Below are 19,646 nucleotides of genomic sequence, written 5' to 3' on the forward strand. Positions count from 1 at the left end.
AGGGGAAAGGCCCTGAGGCGTTACTTGCTCAAATTACCCGATACCGCCCTGGCGAGTGAATCGACCAGCTCTTTTACGCGCCTCGGCTTTGTCTTGAGGCTCGCCCTGTTGCATACGAGCTTCGAGGTGATGTGCATTATATGCTCGACCTCGACAAGGCCGTTCTTGCGTAGCGTTTCGCCTGTCTGGACCAGGTCGACGATCCTTTCGGAAAGGCCCAGGAGAGGCGCGAGCTCGATAGAGCCGTAGAGCTTTATTATCTCGACCTGTATGCCTTTGCCGAGGAAGTGCTTCAAGGTGATGTTAGGGTACTTGGTAGCGACCCTTACATGCGTCCATTGCCTTGGGTCGTCGGTCGCGCCAAGTTCTGTGGGCTCCGCGACCATCATCCTGCACGCGCCAATACCCAAGTCGAGCGGCTCGTAGAGGTCCTTGTCCTGCTCAAGGAGCACGTCCTTGCCGGCTATGCCCATGTCGGCCGCGCCGTACTCGACATAAGTGGGCACGTCCTGGCTTCTTATTACCATGAACCTCAGGCCTTCCGCAATACCCTCGAAGATGAGCCTGCGGTCGTCCTGCAGCACCGGGGTGATATCGACCCCCGCGGCCTTGAAAAGGACCGAGGCTTCCTTGAGTATCCTGCCCTTTGGAAGGGCTATCGTGAGCATATCGCTTGTCATGTTTTCAGCCTCGTGCGGACTACGCCTTGACCCGCTTTATGTTTGCCCCGAGCCTTACGAGCTTTTCCTCTATCTTCTCATAGCCCCTGTCAAGGTGGTAGATCCTCGATACCTCTGTAGTGCCGTCTGCTACAAGGCCGGCGAGTATGAGGGAAGCGCTGGCGCGCAGATCCGTTGCCATGAGCGGGGCGCTGCTGAGCCTCTTTACGCCCCTTACGACCGCGCTCCTGCCGTCTATCGTTATATCGGCCCCCATCCTTTTAAGCTCTCCAACGTGCATGAACCTGTTCTCGAATACCGTCTCGGTTATGACGCTTAAGCCGCTCGCTACGGACATCATGGCCATGACCTGCGCCTGCATGTCGGTCGGGAAGCCGGGGTAGGGGAGTGTTTTTACGTCAACGCTCCTTACGGGCCAGTCTCCTGTTACTCGCACCCCGCCTTCTTCGGCGATGACCTCTGTACCGGCCTCCTTGAGCTTCATATTGAGCGCGTCGAGGTTATGGTAGGGGCAGTCCTTTATGAGGACGTTCCCCCTGGTCATGGCGGCGGCGACCATGAAGGTGCCGGCCTCTATCCTGTCAGGTATGACCCTTATCTCTACCGGGTTGAGCTTGTCTACCCCTTCTATCTTTATGGCCTCGGTGCCGGCCCCTGTTATCCGCGCGCCCATCTTATTTAAAGCGTCGGCGAGGCAGACGACCTCGGGCTCGAGGGCGGCGTTCTCGAGTATCGTCGTGCCTTCGGCGTGGACCGCGGCGAGCATCAGGTTCTCGGTCCCCGTGACAGTGACCGTATCCATGTATATCTTCGCGCCCTTGAGCTTCTCGGCGGACACCGTCACGTACCCGTGCTCTATTACGACCTCGGCGCCCATGGCCTTCAGCCCCTTGAGGTGGAGGTCAATCGGCCTCGCCCCTATGGCGCACCCGCCCGGAAGCGAGACCCGCGCCCTTTTGAAGCGGGCGACAAGGGGCCCCAGGACCAGGACCGCGGCCCTCATGGTCTTCACAAGCTCGTAAGGGGCCTCGGGCGACCTTACGTCCCTGGTGCGTATCTTGAGGGTACGGTTTTCCGGGTCGTCCGATAGCTCCGAGCCCAGGTGGCTGAGGAGTACCTTAAAGGTATCTATGTCGCGGAGCCTGGGTACGTTGGTGATGGTGGTCCAGCCGTCTGTAAGGAGCGCGGCGGCCATAAGCGGCAGTACGGCGTTTTTCGCCCCGCCTACGACTACTTCTCCTACAAGGCGGTTGCCGCCCTCGATCAGTATCTTGTCCATCTAAAGTAGCTTTGTCCCTTCCGATAAGACTTCTAAAAAAACGTTACGCCGCGCCCTGCTCCTTCAACGCCTCTGTCTGATAATATCCTATGAGGTTATCGGTAAGCTCGTCGAGGTCTCCTTCCATCACCTCGTTGAGCTTATGGAGCGTAAGTCCGATCCTATGGTCGGAGACCCTGTTCTGCGGGAAGTTGTAGGTCCTTATCTTCTCGCTCCGGTCTCCGGTGCCGACCTGGTTTTTCCTGTCGGCGGCAATCTTTTTCTGCTGCTCCTGGACCTTCGCGTCCAGTATCCGCGCCTTCAAGACCTTAAACGCCTTCTCCCTGTTCTTGTGCTGGCTCTTCTCCTCCTGGCAGGTCACTACCGTGCCTGTCGGGATATGCGTCATCCGGACCGCCGTTTCGACCTTGTTGACGTTCTGCCCGCCGTGTCCGCCGGCCCTGTAGGTATCTACACGGATGTCGTCCATGCGGATGTCCACCTCTACGTCCTCGGCCTCCGGCATGACGGCGACCGTCACCGTCGAGGTGTGCCTCCTGCCAGATGTCTCGGTCTCCGGCACCCGTTGTACCCTGTGGACACCGCTTTCGAACTTGAAGCGCGAATAGGCCCCCTTGCCCTCGACAGACGCGATCACCTCTTTCATGCTGTTCGGTCCCGTGGAGCTGGCGCTTAAGACCTCGACCTTCCAGCGTCGGCGCTCAGCGTAGCGGGAGTACATCCTGAAGAGCTCGGCGGCGAAAAGCGCGGATTCGTCCCCGCCAGCCCCGGCCCTTATCTCGATGATTATGCTCTTGTCGTCGTTCGGGTCCTTCGGGAGAAGCATTATCTTAAGCTCTTTTTGCAGCTCCTCGCGCCTTCTCTGGAGGGCGGGAAGCTCCTCTTTGGCAAGCTCCCTCAATTCCTCGTCCTTGCCTTCGAGTATCTGCCTGCCGTCGGCTATTTCGTTGTTGAGCCTTTTTATCTCCCTGTACGTTTCGACAAGGCCCTGCAGCGAAGCGCGCTCCATGGCGTACTTCTGGTAGACCATCGCGTCTCCGGCCACCTCAGGGAGGGCCAGCAGGTCACCAATTTCGCTGTATCTCGCTTCCAATCCTTCGAGTCTTTTTTCTATCATAATAATGGGGGTTAAAGGGACTTGAATTTTTCTTTGATCTCTTTGGGCTTGCCGCAGGTCATCTCGCCCTCGACGCATCTGCCTCTTACGCAGGAAGGGCCGGAGTCCCTGAATATGAACGGGGCCGCGCCCTTCGCGAGGCGGAGCATTTCGGTTGCCATCCCGCGTATCTCCCACTGCGCCCTTTCGCAGCAGCGGAGGCTGAAGAAATGGAGCAGCTCCCTCGCGTTCATTGTTATGATTATCTTGGTGCAGGCGGCGTTCGGAAGGAGGTACCTCGCGTCCTCCGCCGGGACGCCTTCCTCCACAAGCTCGCTGTAGAGGCTGTAGGCGCGCTTTATTTCCCGTTCAAAGCGCTTGCGCTTTTCCGGGTCAGCCGCGATAGAGTGGGGTATTACGTACTCCGGGGCTGTGGCGGTGACGTACCGCTGGCTTTGCTGGGAGTAGGAGGCGAGCCTGTGGCGCACGAGCTGGTGCGAGGTGGCCCTTGAGATGCCCTCGACCCCGAAGGTAAACGAGGCGTGCTCAAGGACCGAGAGGTGGCCCAGCTTGAGGATCTTGCCCAGGAACTTCTCCAGCGACCCTGCCGCCACCTTCTCCTCAAGCTCCCTTACGCTGGAGGCGGAATAACAGAGCCTTGCCGCCATGGCGACGGTCTTCTCCGGCTCCGGGGTGTGCCTGAGGAGGGCTACCTTCACGCGCCGCTTCCGCCCTTAGGCTTCTTTCTGGTGCTTCTGGTACTTCTTCCTGAACTTCTCGATCTTGCCGGCGATGTCAAGGAGCTTGTGCTCGCCTGTGTAGAACGGGTGGCAGTTTGAGCAGACCTCCACCGAGATGTCCTTCTTGGTGGAGCCCGTCTCTACGACGTTCCCGCAGGCGCAGTGTATCTTCATCGCGTTGTATGCGGGGTGTATTCCCTCTTTCATGGTGCTTCCTCCTGGATATTGTGGATATTGCTTGCATTTAAGCCATATCGGACGGCCCGCAGGCCGCCGGACATACCAATCCCATGCTGGCGTAATAGTCCATAATAGCAACTATGTCCTTGGAGTTCAAGACAAAAAAGGCAGGGTGTGGCCAACCGGCCCGGCCGGGCTTTTCCCTTGCAGGGCCCCTTTTCTACCTGCTCATCGAATCGAGGAAGCCCCTGTTGTTCGGGGTATGCTGCATCTTGTCGAGCAGGAACTCCATCGACTCAATCGGGTTGAGCGGCTGGAGCACCTTGCGGAGTATCCATATCCTGTTGAGCTCTTCCTTGGTAAGGAGCAGGTCCTCTTTCCTCGTGCCGGACTTGTTGAGGTCGATCGCCGGGAATATCCTTCTCTCCGAGAGCTTCCTGTCGAGTACGATCTCCATGTTGCCGGTGCCCTTGAACTCCTCGAATATGACCTCGTCCATGCGGCTGCCTGTCTCGATAAGGGCAGTTGCCATGATGGTAAGGCTTCCGCCCTCTTCGATATTCCTTGCCGCTCCGAAGAACCTCTTGGGCTTGTGAAGGGCGTTAGAGTCGACGCCTCCCGAGAGGACCTTTCCGCTCGGCGGCACGACGGTGTTATACGCCCTCGCGAGCCTCGTTACGGAATCGAGCAGTATCACCACGTCCTTCTGGTGCTCGACGAGCCTCTTTGCCTTCTCGATGACCATCTCGGCGACCTGCACGTGCCTCTGGGCGGGCTCGTCGAAGGTAGAGCTTATGACCTCGCCCTTGACCGACCTCTGCATGTCGGTCACCTCTTCGGGGCGCTCGTCTATGAGGAGCACAAGGAGCACTACGTCAGGGTGGTTTGTGGTTATCGAATTAGCGAGCTTCTGGAGGAGTATCGTCTTACCGGCCCTCGGGGGGGAGACTATAAGGCCCCTCTGCCCCTTTCCGATAGGGGTAAAGAGGTCCATTATCCTCATCGATATGTCGCTCGACGTGCCCTTTGTCTCGCTTTTGAGCTCGAGGTTTATCTTCTCCTGCGGGTAAAGAGGGGTGAGGTTGTCGAAGAGTATCTTGTCCCTTGCGACCTCAGGGTCCTCGTAGTTGACCTTCTCGACCTTGAGGAGGGCGAAGTACCTTTCGCCTTCCTTCGGCGGCCTTATCTGGCCGGAGACTATGTCGCCGGTGCGGAGGTTAAAACGCCTTATCTGCGAGGGCGAGACGTATATGTCGTCAGGGCCGGGAAGGTAGTTGTAGTCCGGGGCGCGAAGGAACCCGAAGCCGTCCGGCAGGGTCTCAAGGACGCCTTCCCCGTATATCATCCCGTTCTGCTCGCTTTGCGACTGCAGCAACGCGAAGATCAGGTCCTGCTTGCGCATGCTGGACGCTGATTCTATGTTATATTTCTTGGCGAGCGTTGTGAGCTCGTTGATTTTTTTTTCCTTTAATTCCTTAAGGTTCATACAATACTCCTGTAGTGTGTTTGAAATTTGAAATTAGATTGGAAGATAAAGCGGTTTCCAAGCCTCTGACGTTATGAGCGGACCATGTAATGGGGTAATGGGTTTGTTTTTCCTCTGGGCTCAAATCTTCCGGATAGAAGCTTTTGAGGGCAGCAGTCAAATAGAATATATGTGAAAGGTATTTTCACCTTAGCATGGATGCTGTGGGCTGTCAAGTGGCTTTTTTTACGTTTTCAAGCCGGTTGCAAACGATTGCGCCGACTTTGCCTGGCTCTCCTGATACGCTTTCAGTCCATTGTAGTCATCGCTGCCTTGAGCTCCCTCCAGACCTCGCGCGTCCTCTCCATAGCATCTTCTATAGTGCCGTTGTTCTCTATCACATAATCGGCATATTCAAGCTTTTCTTTAACCGGGAGCTGGCAGGAGAGCCTCTGCAGGGCCTGCTGCCTCGTAAGTCCGTTCCTTTTAAGCATCCGTTCTATCTGCCTCTCCTCAACGGCCGCCACGACGATGACCTTGTCGACCTCGTCTATAAAGCCCGTCTCTATCAAGAGGGCGATGTCGACCACGACAATTTCGTCCTCCCGCGCCTTCGCTATCTCCTCCCTTATCCTCTGGCGTATCCTCGGGTGCGTTATCCTGTTGAGTTTCCCGAGCGCCTCCCTGTCGCGAAAGACGATATCCCCAAGGGCCTTTCTGTCGAGTGAGCGGGAAGGCCCCAGTATCCCTTCCCCGAACTCCTCTACTATTTCATCGTAGGCAGGTTTGCCTGGCTCGACTATCTCCCTGGCTATGACGTCGGCGTCTATCACCCTTGCCCCGAGCCTTTCCATCTCCCCTGAGACAAGGCTTTTCCCGGTGGCTATGCCGCCTGTGAGGCCGACTATCATCACTTGGGCCTCTTCAGCATTATGAAGCTCAGCTGCCTGCCGGTCCTGCCGCCGTCTCTCCTGTAAGAGAAAAAGCCCTTTGAACAATAGGTGCAAGGGGCTCCGCCGCTAATATTTTCAGGGCGCAGGCCTGAGTCAAGGAGCTGGCTCATGTTCTGAAAGCCAAGATCGAGGCGGAGGCCATCGTCAAGCCTTGTGAAGCTATCCATGTTGCGCCCCAGGCGTTGGAACTCTTCGTAGACGTTTTCGCCCACCGTGTAGCAGCACGGCCCGATGGACGGGCCAAGGGCCGCGATGAGGTCGCCGGGCCTTGTGCCGAAGGCCTTGCCCATCTCGTGAACGGTATTGAGAGCGACCCCCAGGGCCGTGCCCTTCCATCCCGCGTGAACAGCCGCCACAGCCCCGTTTACAGGGTCGTGAAGGAGTATAGGCAGGCAGTCGGCGGTGAGTATGCCTATCGCCATCCCTTTATTGCCGGTGATTATCGCGTCAGCCTCGACCGGCGAAGAGGGCTCTCCCTTGAGATTAACAACGGCGTTCCTGTGCACCTGGCTTACCGTGGCAAGGGACTCTACACCGAAGGCCTCCTTGAGGCGCGCCCAGTTCTCTTCCACGTTCTCTTTGCTGTCCGTATCCCTGGGATCGAAGTTGAGGCTCTCGAAGGGCGGCTGGCTTACGCCTCCGGCCCTGGAAAGAAAGGCGTGGACTACCTCGTCCTTAAAAAGGGGCGAGGAGAAATATTCCAATCCGTTAATCGTCCTCATTTTTGCGCGGACCCTTCCCGCAGCGCCTCTACAAGCTTTTCCATATCAGGCGGCATTGGCGCCGTGAACTCCATGGAATCCCCGGTCCTGGGGTGTGTTATCCCGAGCATGTACGCGTGGAGCATCTGCCTGCCGATGCCCTTCAGGATATCAGCCGCTTTCTTATCGAGGGCCGGGGGGACCGCTCTTTTACCGTAGACCTGGTCCCCCACGACCGGGTGCTTTATCTCTGACAGATGGACCCTTATCTGGTGGGTCCGTCCGGTCTCAAGCTTAAGCTCAAGGAGCGTCATGAGCGGGAACCTGCCAAGTACCCTGTAGTTCGTTATCGCCGACCTCTTTATCCGCGCGCGGGTCGATATCCTCTTTCTGTGGACAGAGTCCCTGCCGATGGGCATGTCTATCGTTCCCGCGTCATCTTTCATGGAGCCCCAGACGAGAGCGATGTACTTGCGACTTGACGTGCGCTCCTTGAATTGCCGCGTGAGCTTAAGGTAGCTCTGGTCGTTTTTTGCGATGACCAGCGCCCCGGTGGTGTCCTTGTCGAGCCTGTGGACTATGCCTGGCCTCCACGGGCCGCCGATGGAGGCCAGGCGGGTGCGGAAAAGGAGCGCGTTCACGAGGGTCCCGCTTGAGCGTCCGGCCCCGGGGTGCACGGCGATTTGAGCTTCCTTGTTGACGACTATGATGTCGTCGTCCTCGTAGAGGATATCAAGCGGGATATCCTCCGGATCCGGAAGTGGCGCGGATATCTCTGGAAGGGATACGGAGACGGTGTCGTTCTCCCTTACCTTCTGCCCGGCCTTCGCGGACCTTCCGTTCACTGCGGCCCGGCCTTCCTGGGTAAGGGCCTTTATCCTCGAGCGTGTAAGCTCCGGGAGCCTGCCTGAAAGAAAGATGTCGAGCCTTTCCGACGATTCTTCAGCTGTTACCGTAAAAGTGTGGACCTTTTCCATCAAAGATCGCTGTGGGAGAGTTGCGTGAGGGCGTGCGCCGTAAGCGCGTACCGGTTTATGGGCTTCAAGCGGGCCAGGGAGGCAATGGTCTTCACCAGATATCGGACTCTATGTTGCCGCTCCGTTTAATAAGGATATCTACTATCGCTTTATTGTAGAGGCTGTTCTTCTTGTCTATCCCCGGGGCCACCCTGCTCCTGTACAGGTCAAGTCCTTCGCCAAGCTCTTTTTCAAGCAGCTCGAAGATATTATCGTTCTTGATCCCCTCCAGCACCTTCTCTCTGTTATAGATGGCTATGTCGGAGACTATTGTCCTGGCGAGCCTCGCGGCCGCGTCTCGGCTTTGTATTAGGTTCATGCCTGGACTTTCTTCTGGGTTAGTTCCTCGACGAGTACGTCCCTGCCCCTTTCGGCGTTCGCCCTCACGAGCCCTTCGACAAGGGAGGTGTCCGTCTTCCTGAACGCCTCGATTATCTCGCTGTGCTGCCTGACCGAATCGGACATGCGCCCCGGAAGCGACAGGGCCGTTATCCTGAACCTCTCGAACTGGGCGACAAGGTGGTGCACGAGAGCGCAGAGCTTCTCGTTGCCGCAGGACTTGAGGAAGGTGTCGTGAAATTGGTTGTCGAGCTTGAAGAAGTTCTTGACGTCGCCTTTTTCGGCGCACCTTTCCATCTTGGCGTTCAAGGCTTCGAGTTTTTCTATGTCCCTGGGCGAGAGCTTCTCGCAGGCTGTCCTGGCGGCATACCCTTCAAGGAGGCTCTTGATGGCGTAGAACTCGCGCACGTCCTTGTCGGTCATGGCGCTTACGACCGCGCCCTTCCTGGGCACCACAGAGATGAACCCTTCGCTCTCCAGCTGGCGGAAGGCCTCGCGTATAGGGGTCCTGGATATGCCGAAGCTCTCGGCGATCTCCTGCTCGGGAACCCTATCTCCGGGCTTTAGCTTGCCGGAGATGATCGAGTCTTTTACGAAATCCACTATCCTTTCCCTGAGAGTCAACGGACGCTCTACCGGGTAATCAAGGATTTTAACCTTTTCCATGTCAGCCAATTTTTAAAAAGTATTAGGCGGGACGCCGTCGGGTCTATTCCCCGTGGTGCCGGGGTGGGGCTATTTTCTTTCAATCTTTTATATATTGTATACTGTGTACATAATGGAAATCAAGGGGTTTTTTTGGGATATGTAAATCCCAAGTGAAAAAAAGAGGGGCCGGCATTTTGCCAGCCCCTGTTGCGAATGGTCATCCCCTCGGGAGTTTCATCGGGTCCTGGTGTATCATGAGGTGTGAGTAAGGGCTATCCGGGAACATCACATAGGTCCCGAACTTGCCAGGCTCTATCGGTAACCCCGTGACGCTCGAGTCCACAGGCCAGAAGACCATCCAGTGGGGTGGGTCCTTGACCCTTGTGGCCCCCGGTGTCGCCGGGTCCATTACGATATTGCCGTCCTTCTCAAAGTGCCAACCTCCTTTTGCCATGTAGGCAAAGCCAGGGACTGTGTTCGCCGGGGTGGGCTCATTGTTGAGCATTGATAGTATCCACTGTGTCGCAGCCCTGTCGCCGCATATCGGGTCGGCGACTTCCTGGCCGCTTAAGTCCGGTATGCAGGTGAACTCGTTTGAGCCTTCTCTTATGACGGTGAGCTTGCCGTCAGTGCCCGGGGCCATTACCGTGGCGTTCCCCGATATGTGCGGCGGGGCCGCGCTCCTGGCGGTCCGTATCAACTCTTCCTGGGACATGTCCTGTATCGCAGGGGCCTTTGCGGTAGCGGCAAGAGTTGTTGAGGCATGGAAGGCGAGTGCCATAGACAATACCGAGGCGTATGTGGCAAACCTTTTCATGTTCTCCTCCTTAAAGGAACTTACCTTGATAAAACAGGTAGTTACTGACATGTTCAGAGTATAGCACAAGTTTTCAGGCCCTCATGCGGCGCCCCCGGCGAAATGGACTTGAACAGGGCGCGCCTTTGCGGTTTAATGTATGCTTTTTACAGGAGACATATGAAGAGCACCGTGCAGGTCCATACGCCTTATCATTACCTCCTTGGCAGGATGGACTTTCTTATAAACCGGGGGATAAACCCGGAGGTCTATATGGACGCCTTCTTTATCGAGCACGCATCCGATAATGATCTTGAGCGTGTAAGGGAGAGGTTCGCCTCCGCCGGGCTTACCATTACGCTCCACGGGCCGTACATGGACTTGAACCCCGGGAGCATGGATGAGAAGAAGAGACTTTCTACCGCCGGGGTCTATGAGAAGGTATTCAGGGTCATAGAGCGCCTTCGCCCGGGGACGGTCGTCCTCCACGCCGGATACCACGAGAAGAAGTTCAAGGGGGACTACAACCTGTGGCTCTCCCAGAGCATCAAGACCTGGCACCCATTCGTTGAGAGGGCGGAGAGGCTCTCTACCGTCATAGCGGTAGAGAACATATTCGAAAAGGAGCCGTTCACCTTGAAGCTCCTTATGGACAGCTTCCCTTCCCCAAACTTCGGCGTATGCGTTGACGCCGGCCACATGAGGGTCTTCTCGAAGGTCGATATGGAGGAGTGGTTCAGGGTCCTCGGCCCACGGATAGCCGAGGTCCATCTGCACGACAACCACGGAGAGCACGACGACCACCTTCCTGTCGGCGAGGGCTCGATAGACTTTCCCATGTTCTTCGGCCTCCTTTCAAGATATTCGAAGAACCCGGTCTACACGATAGAGCCTCACGGGGAAGAGGCGATGATAAGGGCCGTAGAGGCGGTCAAACAATACCTGTAGCCTGCCCTGGGCGATTTTTCTTGACGGGGGCGGAGCAAAACTGATAGCCTTACTCAAAACTGATGGCGCAGGTGCCCGCGAAGGCGGGCTAAAAGGGAATTCCCGTAAAACCGGGAGCTGCCCCGCAACTGTGTGCGGCGACGAGATCTTGTAGACCCACTGGCTTAACGGCCGGGAAGGACAAGACAGTAGGATGACCCGCATAGCCAGGAGACCTGCCCGCGCCTGAAGCAGACCTTTCGAGGGAGAAGGTCGGCGGTCGCCGTTTCCGGCGCTTTGGCTGTCCGCAGACCCATCCTTTATCCGAGGATGGGTTTTTTTGTTTTATAAGGAGGACCAGTGAAAGAAGGACTTGTGCATATCTACACCGGCGAAGGCAAAGGGAAGACTACCGCCTCCGTGGGCCTGAGCGTCCGGGCCGCAGGCCAGGGCAGGAAGGTGCTCTTCGTGCAATTCTTCAAGGAAGAGAGCGCCTCTTCAGGCGAGAAGGATAGCTTGAGGAAGCTCGGCGTTGACGTCGTCCGATCGGATGTGCGCCACCCTTTTTTCACCAGGGCCAAGACAGACCTCGAAGCGGTAAGGTCGTCGGTTGTGGGCACTTACGAGGCCGCCAAGGAAAAGCTGATGGAGGGCGGGTACGGGCTCGCGGTATTCGACGAGATAATGTCCGCCATAAACGGCGGATGGATAAAGATAGATGACGTGCTCGCCTTTCTTGATAAAAAGCCCGATTCATTGGAGGTGGCCTTGACGGGCAGGGGCGCGCCTGTAGAGCTTGTGCAGTCAGCCGACTACGTTACGGAGATGCTCAAGATAAAGCATCCCTTTGACCGTGGGGTGCCGGCGAGGAGGGGGATCGAGTACTGATGCCCGGCAGATTCTCGTTCATAATAGGCGGGGCGCGCTCTGGAAAAAGCGCCTTCTCGATAGAGCTCGCTTCCAGCCTTCCCGGCAGGAAGGTCTACCTTGCCACGGCAGAGGCGCTCGACTCCGAGATGGATGAGCGCATAAGGAAGCACAAGGAAGCAAGGGGAGACGGCTGGGAGACGATAGAGGAAGGGGTCGACCTCGCTGGCAGGCTGTCCGCCATAGGCGGTGGTTCGACGATAGTCATAGACTGCCTCACACTCTGGGTCACGAACCTCATGACAAAGGGGCTCACGGATACCGAAATACTTGACGTGGCAAAGGCCTTCTCGCAGTGCTGCGCCTCGTCATTATCTGATGTGGTCGCCGTATCAAACGAGGTGGGCTTGGGGATAGTGCCTGAGAACAGGCTTGCGAGGAGGTTCAGGGACCTGGCAGGCTCGGTAAACCAGGCGGTAGCTTCAAGCGCCGATGAGGTCTGGTTTGTTGCCTCCGGCATACCGTTGAAGATGAAATGAAGCCTGAATGTGAGTTTGTGTTTTTCGGCACTTAATAAATAAGAGTTCGGGAGAACTGATGAAAAAAACGCGTATCTTTGCGGCGGTCTTCGCCGGCAACATGCTCTTTTTCTTTTTCTACGCCGGGGTGGCCTGGGCGCTTACATTCTTCAATATCACCCCTTACGGCCGGTTCGTCGCCGAGTTCTTCAAGGGGAGGACAAAAGAGGCGGCAAAGGAGCACATGGAGGCCAATAGAGAGCTCTTCGAGAGCATGCTTAAAGAGGCCTCCACGTTCGCCAACCTCGTCCTTACGCCCCTGGCGGGGTTTGTCATGGGCGTCCTGATCGGCGTCATCCTGTCAAAGAACAGAAGGTCAGCGATAGTCTGGTCTCTTCTGGCGGCAGCGCCCGTGTCGATAATCTTTCTCGTGAAATCAGGGGGCGGCCTCTCAAGCTTTATATATCTCGCCTTTTTCCTGGTCGTAACAGCCCTCGGCGGTCTTTTTGGCAGCTCGATTGTAAAGAAAGGACCTGAGGAGGCATCAGATGTCAATGCTTGAAGATGTCATTAAAAAGATAAGGCCCGTTGACAATGGCCTTGTTGAGGCGGCCCAGCAGAGGCTCGATACGCTCACAAAGCCCAAGGACAGCCTCGGAAGGCTCGAGGAGTTCGCCAGGAGGATGGTCGCCATAACCGGAGAGCTGAGGCCGCGGATAAAAAGGAAGGTGATATTCACCTTCGCCGGCGACCATGGTGTGGCCGACGAGGGTGTCTCCGCCTTTCCGAAGGAAGTGACCCGGCAGATGGTCCTGAATTTTTTAAGGGGCGGGGCTGGCATAAACGTGCTCGCGCGCCACGCAGGGGCGGAGGTCGTTGTAGTCGATATCGGCGTGGAAACGGATTTCGACGACGCCCCCGGCCTTGTTAAAAGAAAGGTGGTCCGCGGCACAGGCAATATCCGCAAGGGCCCTGCCATGACCAGGGAAGAGGCTGTAAGGTGCGTTGAGGCCGGTATTTCGATCGCTTCCGAGTATGCCGGGGGCGGGGTGATATTCGGGACCGGCGAGATGGGGATTGCCAACACGACCCCGTCGAGCGCGATGATCGCTGCCTTCTCCGGGAAAAAAGCGGAAGCTGTCACTGGCAGGGGCACAGGCATAGACGACGCCATCTTCTCGCACAAGGTGCAGGTGATAGAGGATGCCATAGCCGTAAACAAGCCCGACCGCGCGGACCCCATAGACGTGCTCGCAAAGCTCGGGGGCGCGGAGATAGCCGGCATAGCGGGTCTTATACTCGGGGCGGCCGCGAAGAGGGTGCCCGTGGTGATCGACGGCTTCATATCAACCGCAGGGGCGCTTGTGGCTTACGAGATAAAGCCCGAGGCGGCGGAGTATATGTTCGCGGCCCACAAGTCTGTAGAGAAGGGGCACGCGGTGATGCTCGAGAGGATGGGCTTGAGGCCCTTCGTCGACCTTGATCTCAGGCTCGGAGAGGGCACCGGCGCCGCGATAGGCATCTCGCTGGTCGAGGCCGCTCTCAGGATATATAATGAAATGGCTACCTTCGGGGACGCCGGGGTCTCTGAAAAGAATATCTAAATCTGGATGAAAAATCAGATGAAAGGTTTCATACTCGCCCTCCAGTTCCTGACGGTCTTCCCTGTAAAAAAAGGGGTCGACGCCACTCCAGAAGAGCTTGGCAGGTCCATGGGCTGGTTCCCGGCTATCGGGGCGGTGCAGGGGCTTATCCTTGTAGCGGCGTACTTTATCCTTTCAACGCTCCTGCCTGAGAGCATAGTGGCGGGGCTGCTGCTCCTGATACTCGTCCTCACCAACGGAGGGCTTCACGTCGACGGCTTCGCCGATACGGTCGACGGCCTTGCGGGAGGCAAAACAGCACAGGAGAGGCTCCGCATAATGCGGGACAGCCGCATAGGGGCCGTTGGGGTGCTCTTTGTCTTCTTCCTCCTCCTCATCAAATTCCTCGCCTTGCAGGAGCTGCCGGCGGAAGTCAAGCCTCAGGCTGTCTTTCTCTTCCCGGTGCTCGGCAGGTGGGCGATGGTCCCTCTGGCGTATCTTGCGCCTTACGCGAGGGCTACAGGCGGGCTCGGGGCCGCCTTCTCCGGCAACTCAAAGGGGGTGCTCCTTAAGGCGACGGTTTCTACGGCGCTTATAATGGCCTTGCTCCTTGGCCTGCTCTCTTTAGTGATACTCGCCGCGCTCTGGATTATAATCTATATGTCGGCGGGGTACTTTAAAAGGAAGATAGGCGGCGCCACAGGCGACGTCTTCGGCTTTCACAGCGAGATAGCGGAAGTCCTTTTCCTTCTATCGGTGCTCGCGATGACCAATATGCTTTCTGCGGACCTGGAGGAATAGAAATGCGCGCTACAAGGCTTTACCTCATAAGGCACGGACAGGTGGTAAACCACCACGAGTACCGCTACAACGGCCACTTCGACGTTGACATAACAGGCGTAGGTGTCGAGCAGATGAACAGGGTCTCGGAGACCCTTGCCAGCCAGCCCATAAAGGCCGTCTATTCGAGCGACCTTCAGAGGGCGGTGAAGGGCGCGCGCATAATCGGTACGCTCCTGGGGATTCAGCCCACGATGGTCCACGCCCTGAGGGAATTGAACCTCGGCAGGTGGGAGGGGCTTACCAGGGAAGAGGCCATAGCCAGGTTCCCTGAGGAGTCGGATTTCAGCTTCAAGGACCTCGCCACGAGCAAGGTCAAGGAAGGCGAGAGCATCGTCGAGCTCAGGTCAAGGGTAATGCCGGCGCTCTCCGGGATACTTGAGCGGCACAAGCATGAGTCGGTCTGCGTGGTAGCGCACGGCGGGGTCAACAGGGTCATATTGAGCGAGGCCATGGGGCTGCCGCTCGAGAAGTTTTTCAGGATCGAGCAGGACTTCGGCTGCCTTAACGTAATAGATTACCTCGACGACGGCATGAAGGTGGTAAAGCTGCTGAACGGCGGGCCGAACCAGGAAATGCGCCCGACGGAGATATATTAGGCCATCATGGTAAAGACCCGCAGGATCCCTGCCTTCATAGTCGCCGGGGCCTCAAGCGGCTCCGGCAAGACCATCGTAACGCTCGGAATACTTGAGGCCCTAAGAAAAAGAGGGCTCATCGTGCAGGCCTTCAAGGCAGGGCCGGACTATATCGACCCGGGCCTTCACAGGATGGTCCTGGGACGGCCATCGTACAACCTCGATACATGGATGATGGGCGCGCGCGGCGTGCGCGATACATTCCTCCGGGCTATAGAAGGGGCGGACTGCGCCGTAATAGAGGGCGTAATGGGCCTCTATGACGGCAAGGACGGCAGCGGCGAAGAGGGCTCTACCGCCCATCTTTCGAAGGTGCTGGGCGTCCCTGTCCTCCTTGTGGCAAACGCCGAGAAGGCCGCCAGGAGCATGGGCGCTCTCGTAAAGGGCTTCGAGGCCTACGACCCGGAGGCGGACATAAGGTGGGCGCTCTTCAACAGGGTGGGAAGCGACAGGCATTCGAGGATACTCGCAGACTCTATCTCGCGGGACTCAAGGATAAAGCTCATCGGTTGCATAAGAAGGGACGAGGCCTTGAAGATGGAGGAGAGGCACCTTGGGCTCGTGACCGCGGCTGAAGCATCTGAAAATATAGCGATGGCCGCCAGAAGCGCGGCCCGCGCTGTCGAGGCCGCGGTCGACCTTGATGCGCTTCTTGGCGGGGCGCTCGTCGAGGTGCCTGAGAAGAAAAAAAAGAGGGCGAAGGCGAAAGGCCGTGTGAGGGTAGCCGTAGCTTTTGACAGGGCCTTCTCATTCTATTACCAGGAGAACCTCGACCTCCTTGAAGGGCTTGGGGCGGAGCTGCTTTTTTTCAGCCCCCTCAAAGATCCCTTCCCGGAAGGCGCGAGCGGCCTCTACATCGGCGGGGGATACCCGGAGCTTTACTCAGCCGGGCTTGAGGCGAATACAGGTTTAAGGCGTTCGATAAAAAGGCTCGCTTATAAGGGGATGCCGGTCTACGCCGAGTGCGGCGGCCTCATGTACCTGGGTGGTACCATAGAGCATGAAGGGGAAAAGCGGCGCATGGCCGGGGTCTTCCCCTGGGCCACAAGGCTTGTCAAGGGGAGAAAGGCGCTCGGCTACAGGGAGGTCGTCTTCAACCGGTGGTGCCCGTTTTTAAAAAAAGGCCGGATCCGCGGCCATGAGTTCCATTACTCCGAGATCGTTGCCGACCCAGCCGGGCTCAGGAAGGCATACAGGGTGGCGGGCGGCGCCCCTGATTTCTCCGAAGGGTTCACGCGCCTTAACGCGCTCGCGAGCTACGTCCACCTCCATTTTGGAAGCAATCCGGGTTTTGCCGAAGGCTTTATAAAGGCGGCGCAAATATTCAGTTCAAGGGAGAAGAGATGAACCAGGTAGAGTCCGCGAAGAAGGGGATAATAACGAAAGAGGTCGAAAAGGTGGCCGCCTCCGAGGGTATAGGCGCTGAAGATCTGCGTCAGAAGATAGCTGACGGCAGATGCGTCATACCTTTAAACAGTAAGCGCGCCTCCGCCCTCGTGGGCATCGGCATGGGCCTTAGGACCAAGGTGAACGCGAGTATCGGGACCTCGTCCGATATCGTAGACGTCGATGCCGAGGTGAGAAAGGCCATCGCGGCTGAGCGTGCCGGGGCAGACACCCTCATGGAGCTTTCGGTCGGTGGGGACCTCGACTCTATCAGGAAAGAGGTGCTCTCGGCGGTCAACCTTCCTGTGGGGAGCGTCCCGCTCTACCAGGCCTTCAAGGAGGCGATAAAGAAGTACCATGACCCGAACAAGCTTACCGAAGAACTTCTTTTCGACGTGATCGAGAGGCAGTGCGCCGACGGTATATCGTTCATGGCCGTCCATTGCGGCATAAACAGGCTCACCATAGAAAGACTGCAGAAGCAGGGCTACAGGTACGGCGGCCTCGTGTCAAGAGGCGGGTCGTACATGGTGGGATGGATGCTCAGGAACGGGAGGGAGAACCCGCTCTACGAGAAGTTCGACCGTGTCGTCGAGATATTCAAAAAATACGACTGCGTCCTGAGCCTCGGCAACGGCTTGAGGGCCGGGGCCATACATGACAGCCTCGACAGGGCGCAGGTGCAGGAGCTCATCATAAACTGCGAGCTTGCTGAAGTGGGGCGCTCCATGGGCTGCCAGATGATGTGCGAGGGGCCAGGTCACCTGCCGCTTGACGACATAGAGGCCAACGTAAAGCTCCAGAAGAGGATGAGCGACAACGCCCCGTTCTACGTCCTTGGCCCTCTTACGACAGACGTCGCGGCCGGGTACGACCACATCTCTGCCGCCATAGGCGCGGCAGAGGCGGCAAGGTATGGGGCAGACCTCATCTGTTATGTGACGCCCGCCGAGCACCTGGCGCTCCCGAACGAAGAGGACGTGGTAGAGGGGGTAAGGGCCGCCAGGACAGCCGCCCACGTCGGGGACATGGTAAAGCTCGGGAGGAAGGGGCGGGACCTCGACATGTCAAAGGCAAGGCGGGACCTCAAGTGGGACGACCAGTTCAAGTTAGGCCTCTTCGGGGAGCGCGCCAAGGAGATACGTGAGAGCAGGGCCCCTGAAGCGGAAGAGACCTGCACCATGTGCGGGAGCTTTTGCGCGCTCGATAACGCTGGAGGGTATTTCAAGGCAGCCCTTGAAAAGGGTCAGAAAAAATAGGCTTTTAATATCAAGGCCGGCTCTTCGATCCCCCCGCGCTTGCCGCGGGGGTTTTTTTTCGCCTTCCTTTTTTAAAAGGGAAGGGACTTGGTCTTTGGAGGGCCTTTCCCGCCCCCTCTTCGTTCTGCTTGTAACCGGCCTTTTCTTTCTGCTATTATAACTTTTTTGCGGCTCTTTCACGTTTAAAAGGATGCCTGGATATGCTCTCACGGGTGCTTACGGCATCCACCCTCGGGGTGGATGCCCTGCTGGTAGAGGTCGAGGTAGATATCTCCAGGGGACTTCCATCGTTTTCGACCGTCGGGCTTCCTGACAACGCCGTCAAGGAGAGCAAGGACAGGGTGAGGGCGGCGATAAAGAACTCCGGCTACAGCCTTCCAGCGAAAAAGATAACGGTCAATCTCGCCCCCGCGGATATAAAGAAGGAAGGCACTACCTTCGACCTGCCCGTGGCCGTTGGCATACTCAAGGCCGAAGGGATGATCAAGGCAGAGTCGCTTGAAGAGTACCTGATACTCGGCGAGCTTTCTCTCGACGGTTGCATAAAGCCAGCAAGGGGGTCTCTTTCTGTAGCGGTGCTGGCCCGGCAAAGGGGCAAAAAGCTCATCCTCCCGGTAGAGAACAGCGGCGAGGCCGCGATAGTCGAAGGGGTGGAGGTCTACGGGGTCGGAAGCCTCGCCGGGCTCGTCGAGTTCCTCAACGGTTCCGCCTCCATTGAGCCCGCACGGGTCGACTCTGCCGCGTTCTTCGGCGCCCGCCCGCCCGACAATATCGACATATCTGACGTAAAGGGGCAGGAGCATGTGAAGCGGGCCCTCGAGGTGGCGGCCGCCGGCGGCCATAACGTGCTCCTTATCGGCCCCCCGGGGTCAGGCAAGACGATGCTCGCCAAGAGGGTCCCGACGATACTGCCGGATATGACCCTTGAAGAGTCGATAGAGACTACCAAGGTGCACAGCATCGCGGGCATGCTTGAGCCTGGCCATCCCCTTGTGACCGGCCGTCCCTTCAGGTCGCCGCACCATACGATATCGGACGCGGGCCTTATCGGCGGCGGCAGGGTGCCGAGGCCCGGAGAGGTGAGCCTCTCTCACAATGGCGTCCTTTTTTTAGACGAGATGCCGGAGTTCAAGAAGAACGTCCTTGAGGTCTTGAGGCAGCCGCTTGAGGACGGCAAGGTCACGATATCGAGGGCCGCGGTCTCTCTTACATACCCGTCGGAGTTCATGCTCATCGGCGCGATGAACCCGTGCCCCTGCGGATACCTTGGGGATATGCACAAGGAATGCGTCTGCACGCCGTTGCAGATACAGCAATACAGGTCGAGGATATCCGGGCCGCTCCTCGACAGGATAGACATCCACTGCGAGGTGCCCGCGGTGCGCTTTAGAGACCTCTCAGGCTTAAAGCCGGGCGAGCCGTCATCCGAGATAAAGAAGAGGGTGGACAGGGCCAGGGGCGTGCAGGCCTCCCGCTTTGGCAGTGTAGGCATATTCTCGAACAGCCGCCTTCCTTCGAGGCTCATAAGGAAGTACTGCGAGGCCAAGGGCGACGCGTTAAAGCTCCTTGAGACCGCCGTTGAAAGGCTTGGCCTCTCTGCAAGGGCGTACACGCGGGTACTCAAGGTATCGAGGACGATAGCCGACCTCGACGGCTCGGAAGGGATACTCTCTCACCATGTGTCGGAGGCCATCCAGTACAGGAGCCTCGACAGGCAGCTTGTATGAGGATTGTG

22 protein-coding genes and 1 other annotated feature are annotated in these 19,646 nt (G+C 57.6%); of the genes, 10 read left to right on the forward strand and 12 right to left on the reverse strand.

Features of this window, described 5'->3' with window-relative positions:
- Positions 1-20: 20 nt before the first annotated feature.
- The 12 genes from A2V21_309085 to A2V21_309140 all read right to left on the reverse strand — a co-directional run bounded on the left by A2V21_309085 (position 21) and on the right by A2V21_309140 (position 9,914).
- A complete protein-coding gene (locus tag A2V21_309085; GenBank protein ID OIJ74398.1) occupies positions 21-680 on the reverse strand; it encodes an ATP phosphoribosyltransferase in 660 nt (219 codons plus the stop codon).
- 19 nt (positions 681-699) lie between these two features.
- Complete coding sequence (locus A2V21_309090; protein ID OIJ74399.1) at positions 700-1,959, reverse strand: UDP-N-acetylglucosamine 1-carboxyvinyltransferase; 1,260 nt, start codon at positions 1,957-1,959, stop codon at positions 700-702.
- Between the two features lie 43 nt (positions 1,960-2,002).
- Positions 2,003-3,076 carry a peptide chain release factor 1 gene (locus A2V21_309095; GenBank protein ID OIJ74400.1) on the reverse strand — a complete coding sequence of 358 codons (1,074 nt, stop codon included), beginning with the start codon at positions 3,074-3,076 and terminating at the stop codon, positions 2,003-2,005.
- 11 nt (positions 3,077-3,087) lie between these two features.
- Entirely contained in the window at positions 3,088-3,774 is a 687-nt protein-coding gene (locus tag A2V21_309100; GenBank protein OIJ74401.1) for an FAD-dependent thymidylate synthase, read from the reverse strand.
- A 15-nt stretch (positions 3,775-3,789) separates the two neighbouring features.
- Positions 3,790-4,002 carry a 50S ribosomal protein L31 gene (locus A2V21_309105; protein ID OIJ74402.1) on the reverse strand — a complete coding sequence of 71 codons (213 nt, stop codon included), beginning with the start codon at positions 4,000-4,002 and terminating at the stop codon, positions 3,790-3,792.
- 193 nt (positions 4,003-4,195) lie between these two features.
- Positions 4,196-5,461 carry a transcription termination factor Rho gene (locus A2V21_309110; protein OIJ74403.1) on the reverse strand — a complete coding sequence of 422 codons (1,266 nt, stop codon included), beginning with the start codon at positions 5,459-5,461 and terminating at the stop codon, positions 4,196-4,198.
- A 287-nt stretch (positions 5,462-5,748) separates the two neighbouring features.
- Entirely contained in the window at positions 5,749-6,351 is a 603-nt protein-coding gene (locus A2V21_309115; protein OIJ74404.1) for a dephospho-CoA kinase, read from the reverse strand.
- A complete protein-coding gene (locus A2V21_309120) occupies positions 6,351-7,115 on the reverse strand; it encodes a hypothetical protein (GenBank protein ID OIJ74405.1) in 765 nt (254 codons plus the stop codon). The genes A2V21_309115 and A2V21_309120 overlap by 1 nt, the downstream gene beginning before the upstream one ends.
- Positions 7,112-8,071, reverse strand: coding sequence for a hypothetical protein (locus A2V21_309125; GenBank protein ID OIJ74406.1), 960 nt, complete (start codon positions 8,069-8,071; stop codon positions 7,112-7,114). Before A2V21_309125 ends, A2V21_309120 begins: the two co-directional genes overlap by 4 nt.
- 91 nt (positions 8,072-8,162) lie before the next feature.
- Complete coding sequence (locus A2V21_309130) at positions 8,163-8,429, reverse strand: hypothetical protein (protein OIJ74407.1); 267 nt, start codon at positions 8,427-8,429, stop codon at positions 8,163-8,165.
- The gene (locus tag A2V21_309135) at positions 8,426-9,115 is read right to left on the reverse strand and encodes a GntR family transcriptional regulator (GenBank protein ID OIJ74408.1); all 690 of its coding nucleotides are present in this window, start codon (positions 9,113-9,115) and stop codon (positions 8,426-8,428) included. Before A2V21_309135 ends, A2V21_309130 begins: the two co-directional genes overlap by 4 nt.
- Before the next feature lie 199 nt (positions 9,116-9,314).
- Positions 9,315-9,914 (reverse strand): hypothetical protein, encoded by a 600-nt coding sequence (locus tag A2V21_309140; GenBank protein ID OIJ74409.1) that lies wholly within the window; start codon positions 9,912-9,914, stop codon positions 9,315-9,317.
- A 159-nt stretch (positions 9,915-10,073) separates the two neighbouring features.
- Between A2V21_309140 and A2V21_309145 the strand changes: the two genes are divergently transcribed.
- From A2V21_309145 to A2V21_309190, 10 genes are all read left to right on the forward strand, one after another.
- The gene (locus A2V21_309145) at positions 10,074-10,841 is read left to right on the forward strand and encodes a hypothetical protein (protein ID OIJ74410.1); all 768 of its coding nucleotides are present in this window, start codon (positions 10,074-10,076) and stop codon (positions 10,839-10,841) included.
- Between the two features lie 52 nt (positions 10,842-10,893).
- Positions 10,894-11,079 (forward strand) — a binding site (cobalamin riboswitch).
- A gap of 101 nt (positions 11,080-11,180) precedes the next feature.
- The gene (locus tag A2V21_309150) at positions 11,181-11,708 is read left to right on the forward strand and encodes a hypothetical protein (protein ID OIJ74411.1); all 528 of its coding nucleotides are present in this window, start codon (positions 11,181-11,183) and stop codon (positions 11,706-11,708) included.
- Positions 11,708-12,226 carry a bifunctional adenosylcobinamide kinase/adenosylcobinamide-phosphate guanylyltransferase gene (locus A2V21_309155; protein ID OIJ74412.1) on the forward strand — a complete coding sequence of 173 codons (519 nt, stop codon included), beginning with the start codon at positions 11,708-11,710 and terminating at the stop codon, positions 12,224-12,226. Before A2V21_309150 ends, A2V21_309155 begins: the two co-directional genes overlap by 1 nt.
- Positions 12,227-12,284: 58 nt before the next feature.
- Entirely contained in the window at positions 12,285-12,767 is a 483-nt protein-coding gene (locus A2V21_309160; protein OIJ74413.1) for a hypothetical protein, read from the forward strand.
- A complete protein-coding gene (locus tag A2V21_309165; GenBank protein ID OIJ74414.1) occupies positions 12,754-13,809 on the forward strand; it encodes a nicotinate-nucleotide--dimethylbenzimidazole phosphoribosyltransferase in 1,056 nt (351 codons plus the stop codon). Before A2V21_309160 ends, A2V21_309165 begins: the two co-directional genes overlap by 14 nt.
- Before the next feature lie 18 nt (positions 13,810-13,827).
- Positions 13,828-14,589 (forward strand): cobalamin 5'-phosphate synthase, encoded by a 762-nt coding sequence (locus A2V21_309170; GenBank protein ID OIJ75134.1) that lies wholly within the window; start codon positions 13,828-13,830, stop codon positions 14,587-14,589.
- Between the two features lie 2 nt (positions 14,590-14,591).
- Entirely contained in the window at positions 14,592-15,227 is a 636-nt protein-coding gene (locus A2V21_309175; protein OIJ74415.1) for a hypothetical protein, read from the forward strand.
- A 24-nt stretch (positions 15,228-15,251) separates the two neighbouring features.
- The gene (locus A2V21_309180; protein ID OIJ75135.1) at positions 15,252-16,613 is read left to right on the forward strand and encodes a hypothetical protein; all 1,362 of its coding nucleotides are present in this window, start codon (positions 15,252-15,254) and stop codon (positions 16,611-16,613) included.
- A complete protein-coding gene (locus tag A2V21_309185; GenBank protein OIJ74416.1) occupies positions 16,610-17,911 on the forward strand; it encodes a phosphomethylpyrimidine synthase in 1,302 nt (433 codons plus the stop codon). Before A2V21_309180 ends, A2V21_309185 begins: the two co-directional genes overlap by 4 nt.
- Positions 17,912-18,111: 200 nt before the next feature.
- Positions 18,112-19,638 carry an ATP-dependent protease gene (locus A2V21_309190; protein ID OIJ74417.1) on the forward strand — a complete coding sequence of 509 codons (1,527 nt, stop codon included), beginning with the start codon at positions 18,112-18,114 and terminating at the stop codon, positions 19,636-19,638.
- The last annotated feature ends 8 nt before the right edge of the window (positions 19,639-19,646 follow it).

Source organism: Deltaproteobacteria bacterium GWC2_55_46, from assembly GCA_001595385.3.
Lineage (GTDB): Bacteria > Desulfobacterota > GWC2-55-46 > GWC2-55-46 > GWC2-55-46 > UBA5799.

Bases quoted from the DNA above. Each gene is read 5' to 3' on its own strand.
- A2V21_309155 (OIJ74412.1), top strand. From the start codon at position 11,708: ATGCCCGGCAGATTCTCGTTCATAATAGGCGGGGCGCGCTCTGGAAAA.
- A2V21_309185 (OIJ74416.1), top strand. From the start codon at position 16,610: ATGAACCAGGTAGAGTCCGCGAAGAAGGGGATAATAACGAAAGAGGTC.
- A2V21_309145 (OIJ74410.1), top strand. From the start codon at position 10,074: ATGAAGAGCACCGTGCAGGTCCATACGCCTTATCATTACCTCCTTGGC.
- A2V21_309115 (OIJ74404.1), bottom strand. From the start codon at position 6,351: ATGATAGTCGGCCTCACAGGCGGCATAGCCACCGGGAAAAGCCTTGTC.
- A2V21_309090 (OIJ74399.1), bottom strand. From the start codon at position 1,959: ATGGACAAGATACTGATCGAGGGCGGCAACCGCCTTGTAGGAGAAGTA.
- A2V21_309140 (OIJ74409.1), bottom strand. From the start codon at position 9,914: ATGAAAAGGTTTGCCACATACGCCTCGGTATTGTCTATGGCACTCGCC.
- A2V21_309165 (OIJ74414.1), top strand. From the start codon at position 12,754: ATGTCAATGCTTGAAGATGTCATTAAAAAGATAAGGCCCGTTGACAAT.
- A2V21_309160 (OIJ74413.1), top strand. From the start codon at position 12,285: ATGAAAAAAACGCGTATCTTTGCGGCGGTCTTCGCCGGCAACATGCTC.
- A2V21_309085 (OIJ74398.1), bottom strand. From the start codon at position 680: ATGACAAGCGATATGCTCACGATAGCCCTTCCAAAGGGCAGGATACTC.
- A2V21_309135 (OIJ74408.1), bottom strand. From the start codon at position 9,115: ATGGAAAAGGTTAAAATCCTTGATTACCCGGTAGAGCGTCCGTTGACT.
- A2V21_309110 (OIJ74403.1), bottom strand. From the start codon at position 5,461: ATGAACCTTAAGGAATTAAAGGAAAAAAAAATCAACGAGCTCACAACG.
- A2V21_309120 (OIJ74405.1), bottom strand. From the start codon at position 7,115: ATGAGGACGATTAACGGATTGGAATATTTCTCCTCGCCCCTTTTTAAG.
- A2V21_309105 (OIJ74402.1), bottom strand. From the start codon at position 4,002: ATGAAAGAGGGAATACACCCCGCATACAACGCGATGAAGATACACTGC.
- A2V21_309095 (OIJ74400.1), bottom strand. From the start codon at position 3,076: ATGATAGAAAAAAGACTCGAAGGATTGGAAGCGAGATACAGCGAAATT.
- A2V21_309125 (OIJ74406.1), bottom strand. From the start codon at position 8,071: ATGGAAAAGGTCCACACTTTTACGGTAACAGCTGAAGAATCGTCGGAA.
- A2V21_309130 (OIJ74407.1), bottom strand. From the start codon at position 8,429: ATGAACCTAATACAAAGCCGAGACGCGGCCGCGAGGCTCGCCAGGACA.
- A2V21_309190 (OIJ74417.1), top strand. From the start codon at position 18,112: ATGCTCTCACGGGTGCTTACGGCATCCACCCTCGGGGTGGATGCCCTG.
- A2V21_309175 (OIJ74415.1), top strand. From the start codon at position 14,592: ATGCGCGCTACAAGGCTTTACCTCATAAGGCACGGACAGGTGGTAAAC.
- A2V21_309170 (OIJ75134.1), top strand. From the start codon at position 13,828: ATGAAAGGTTTCATACTCGCCCTCCAGTTCCTGACGGTCTTCCCTGTA.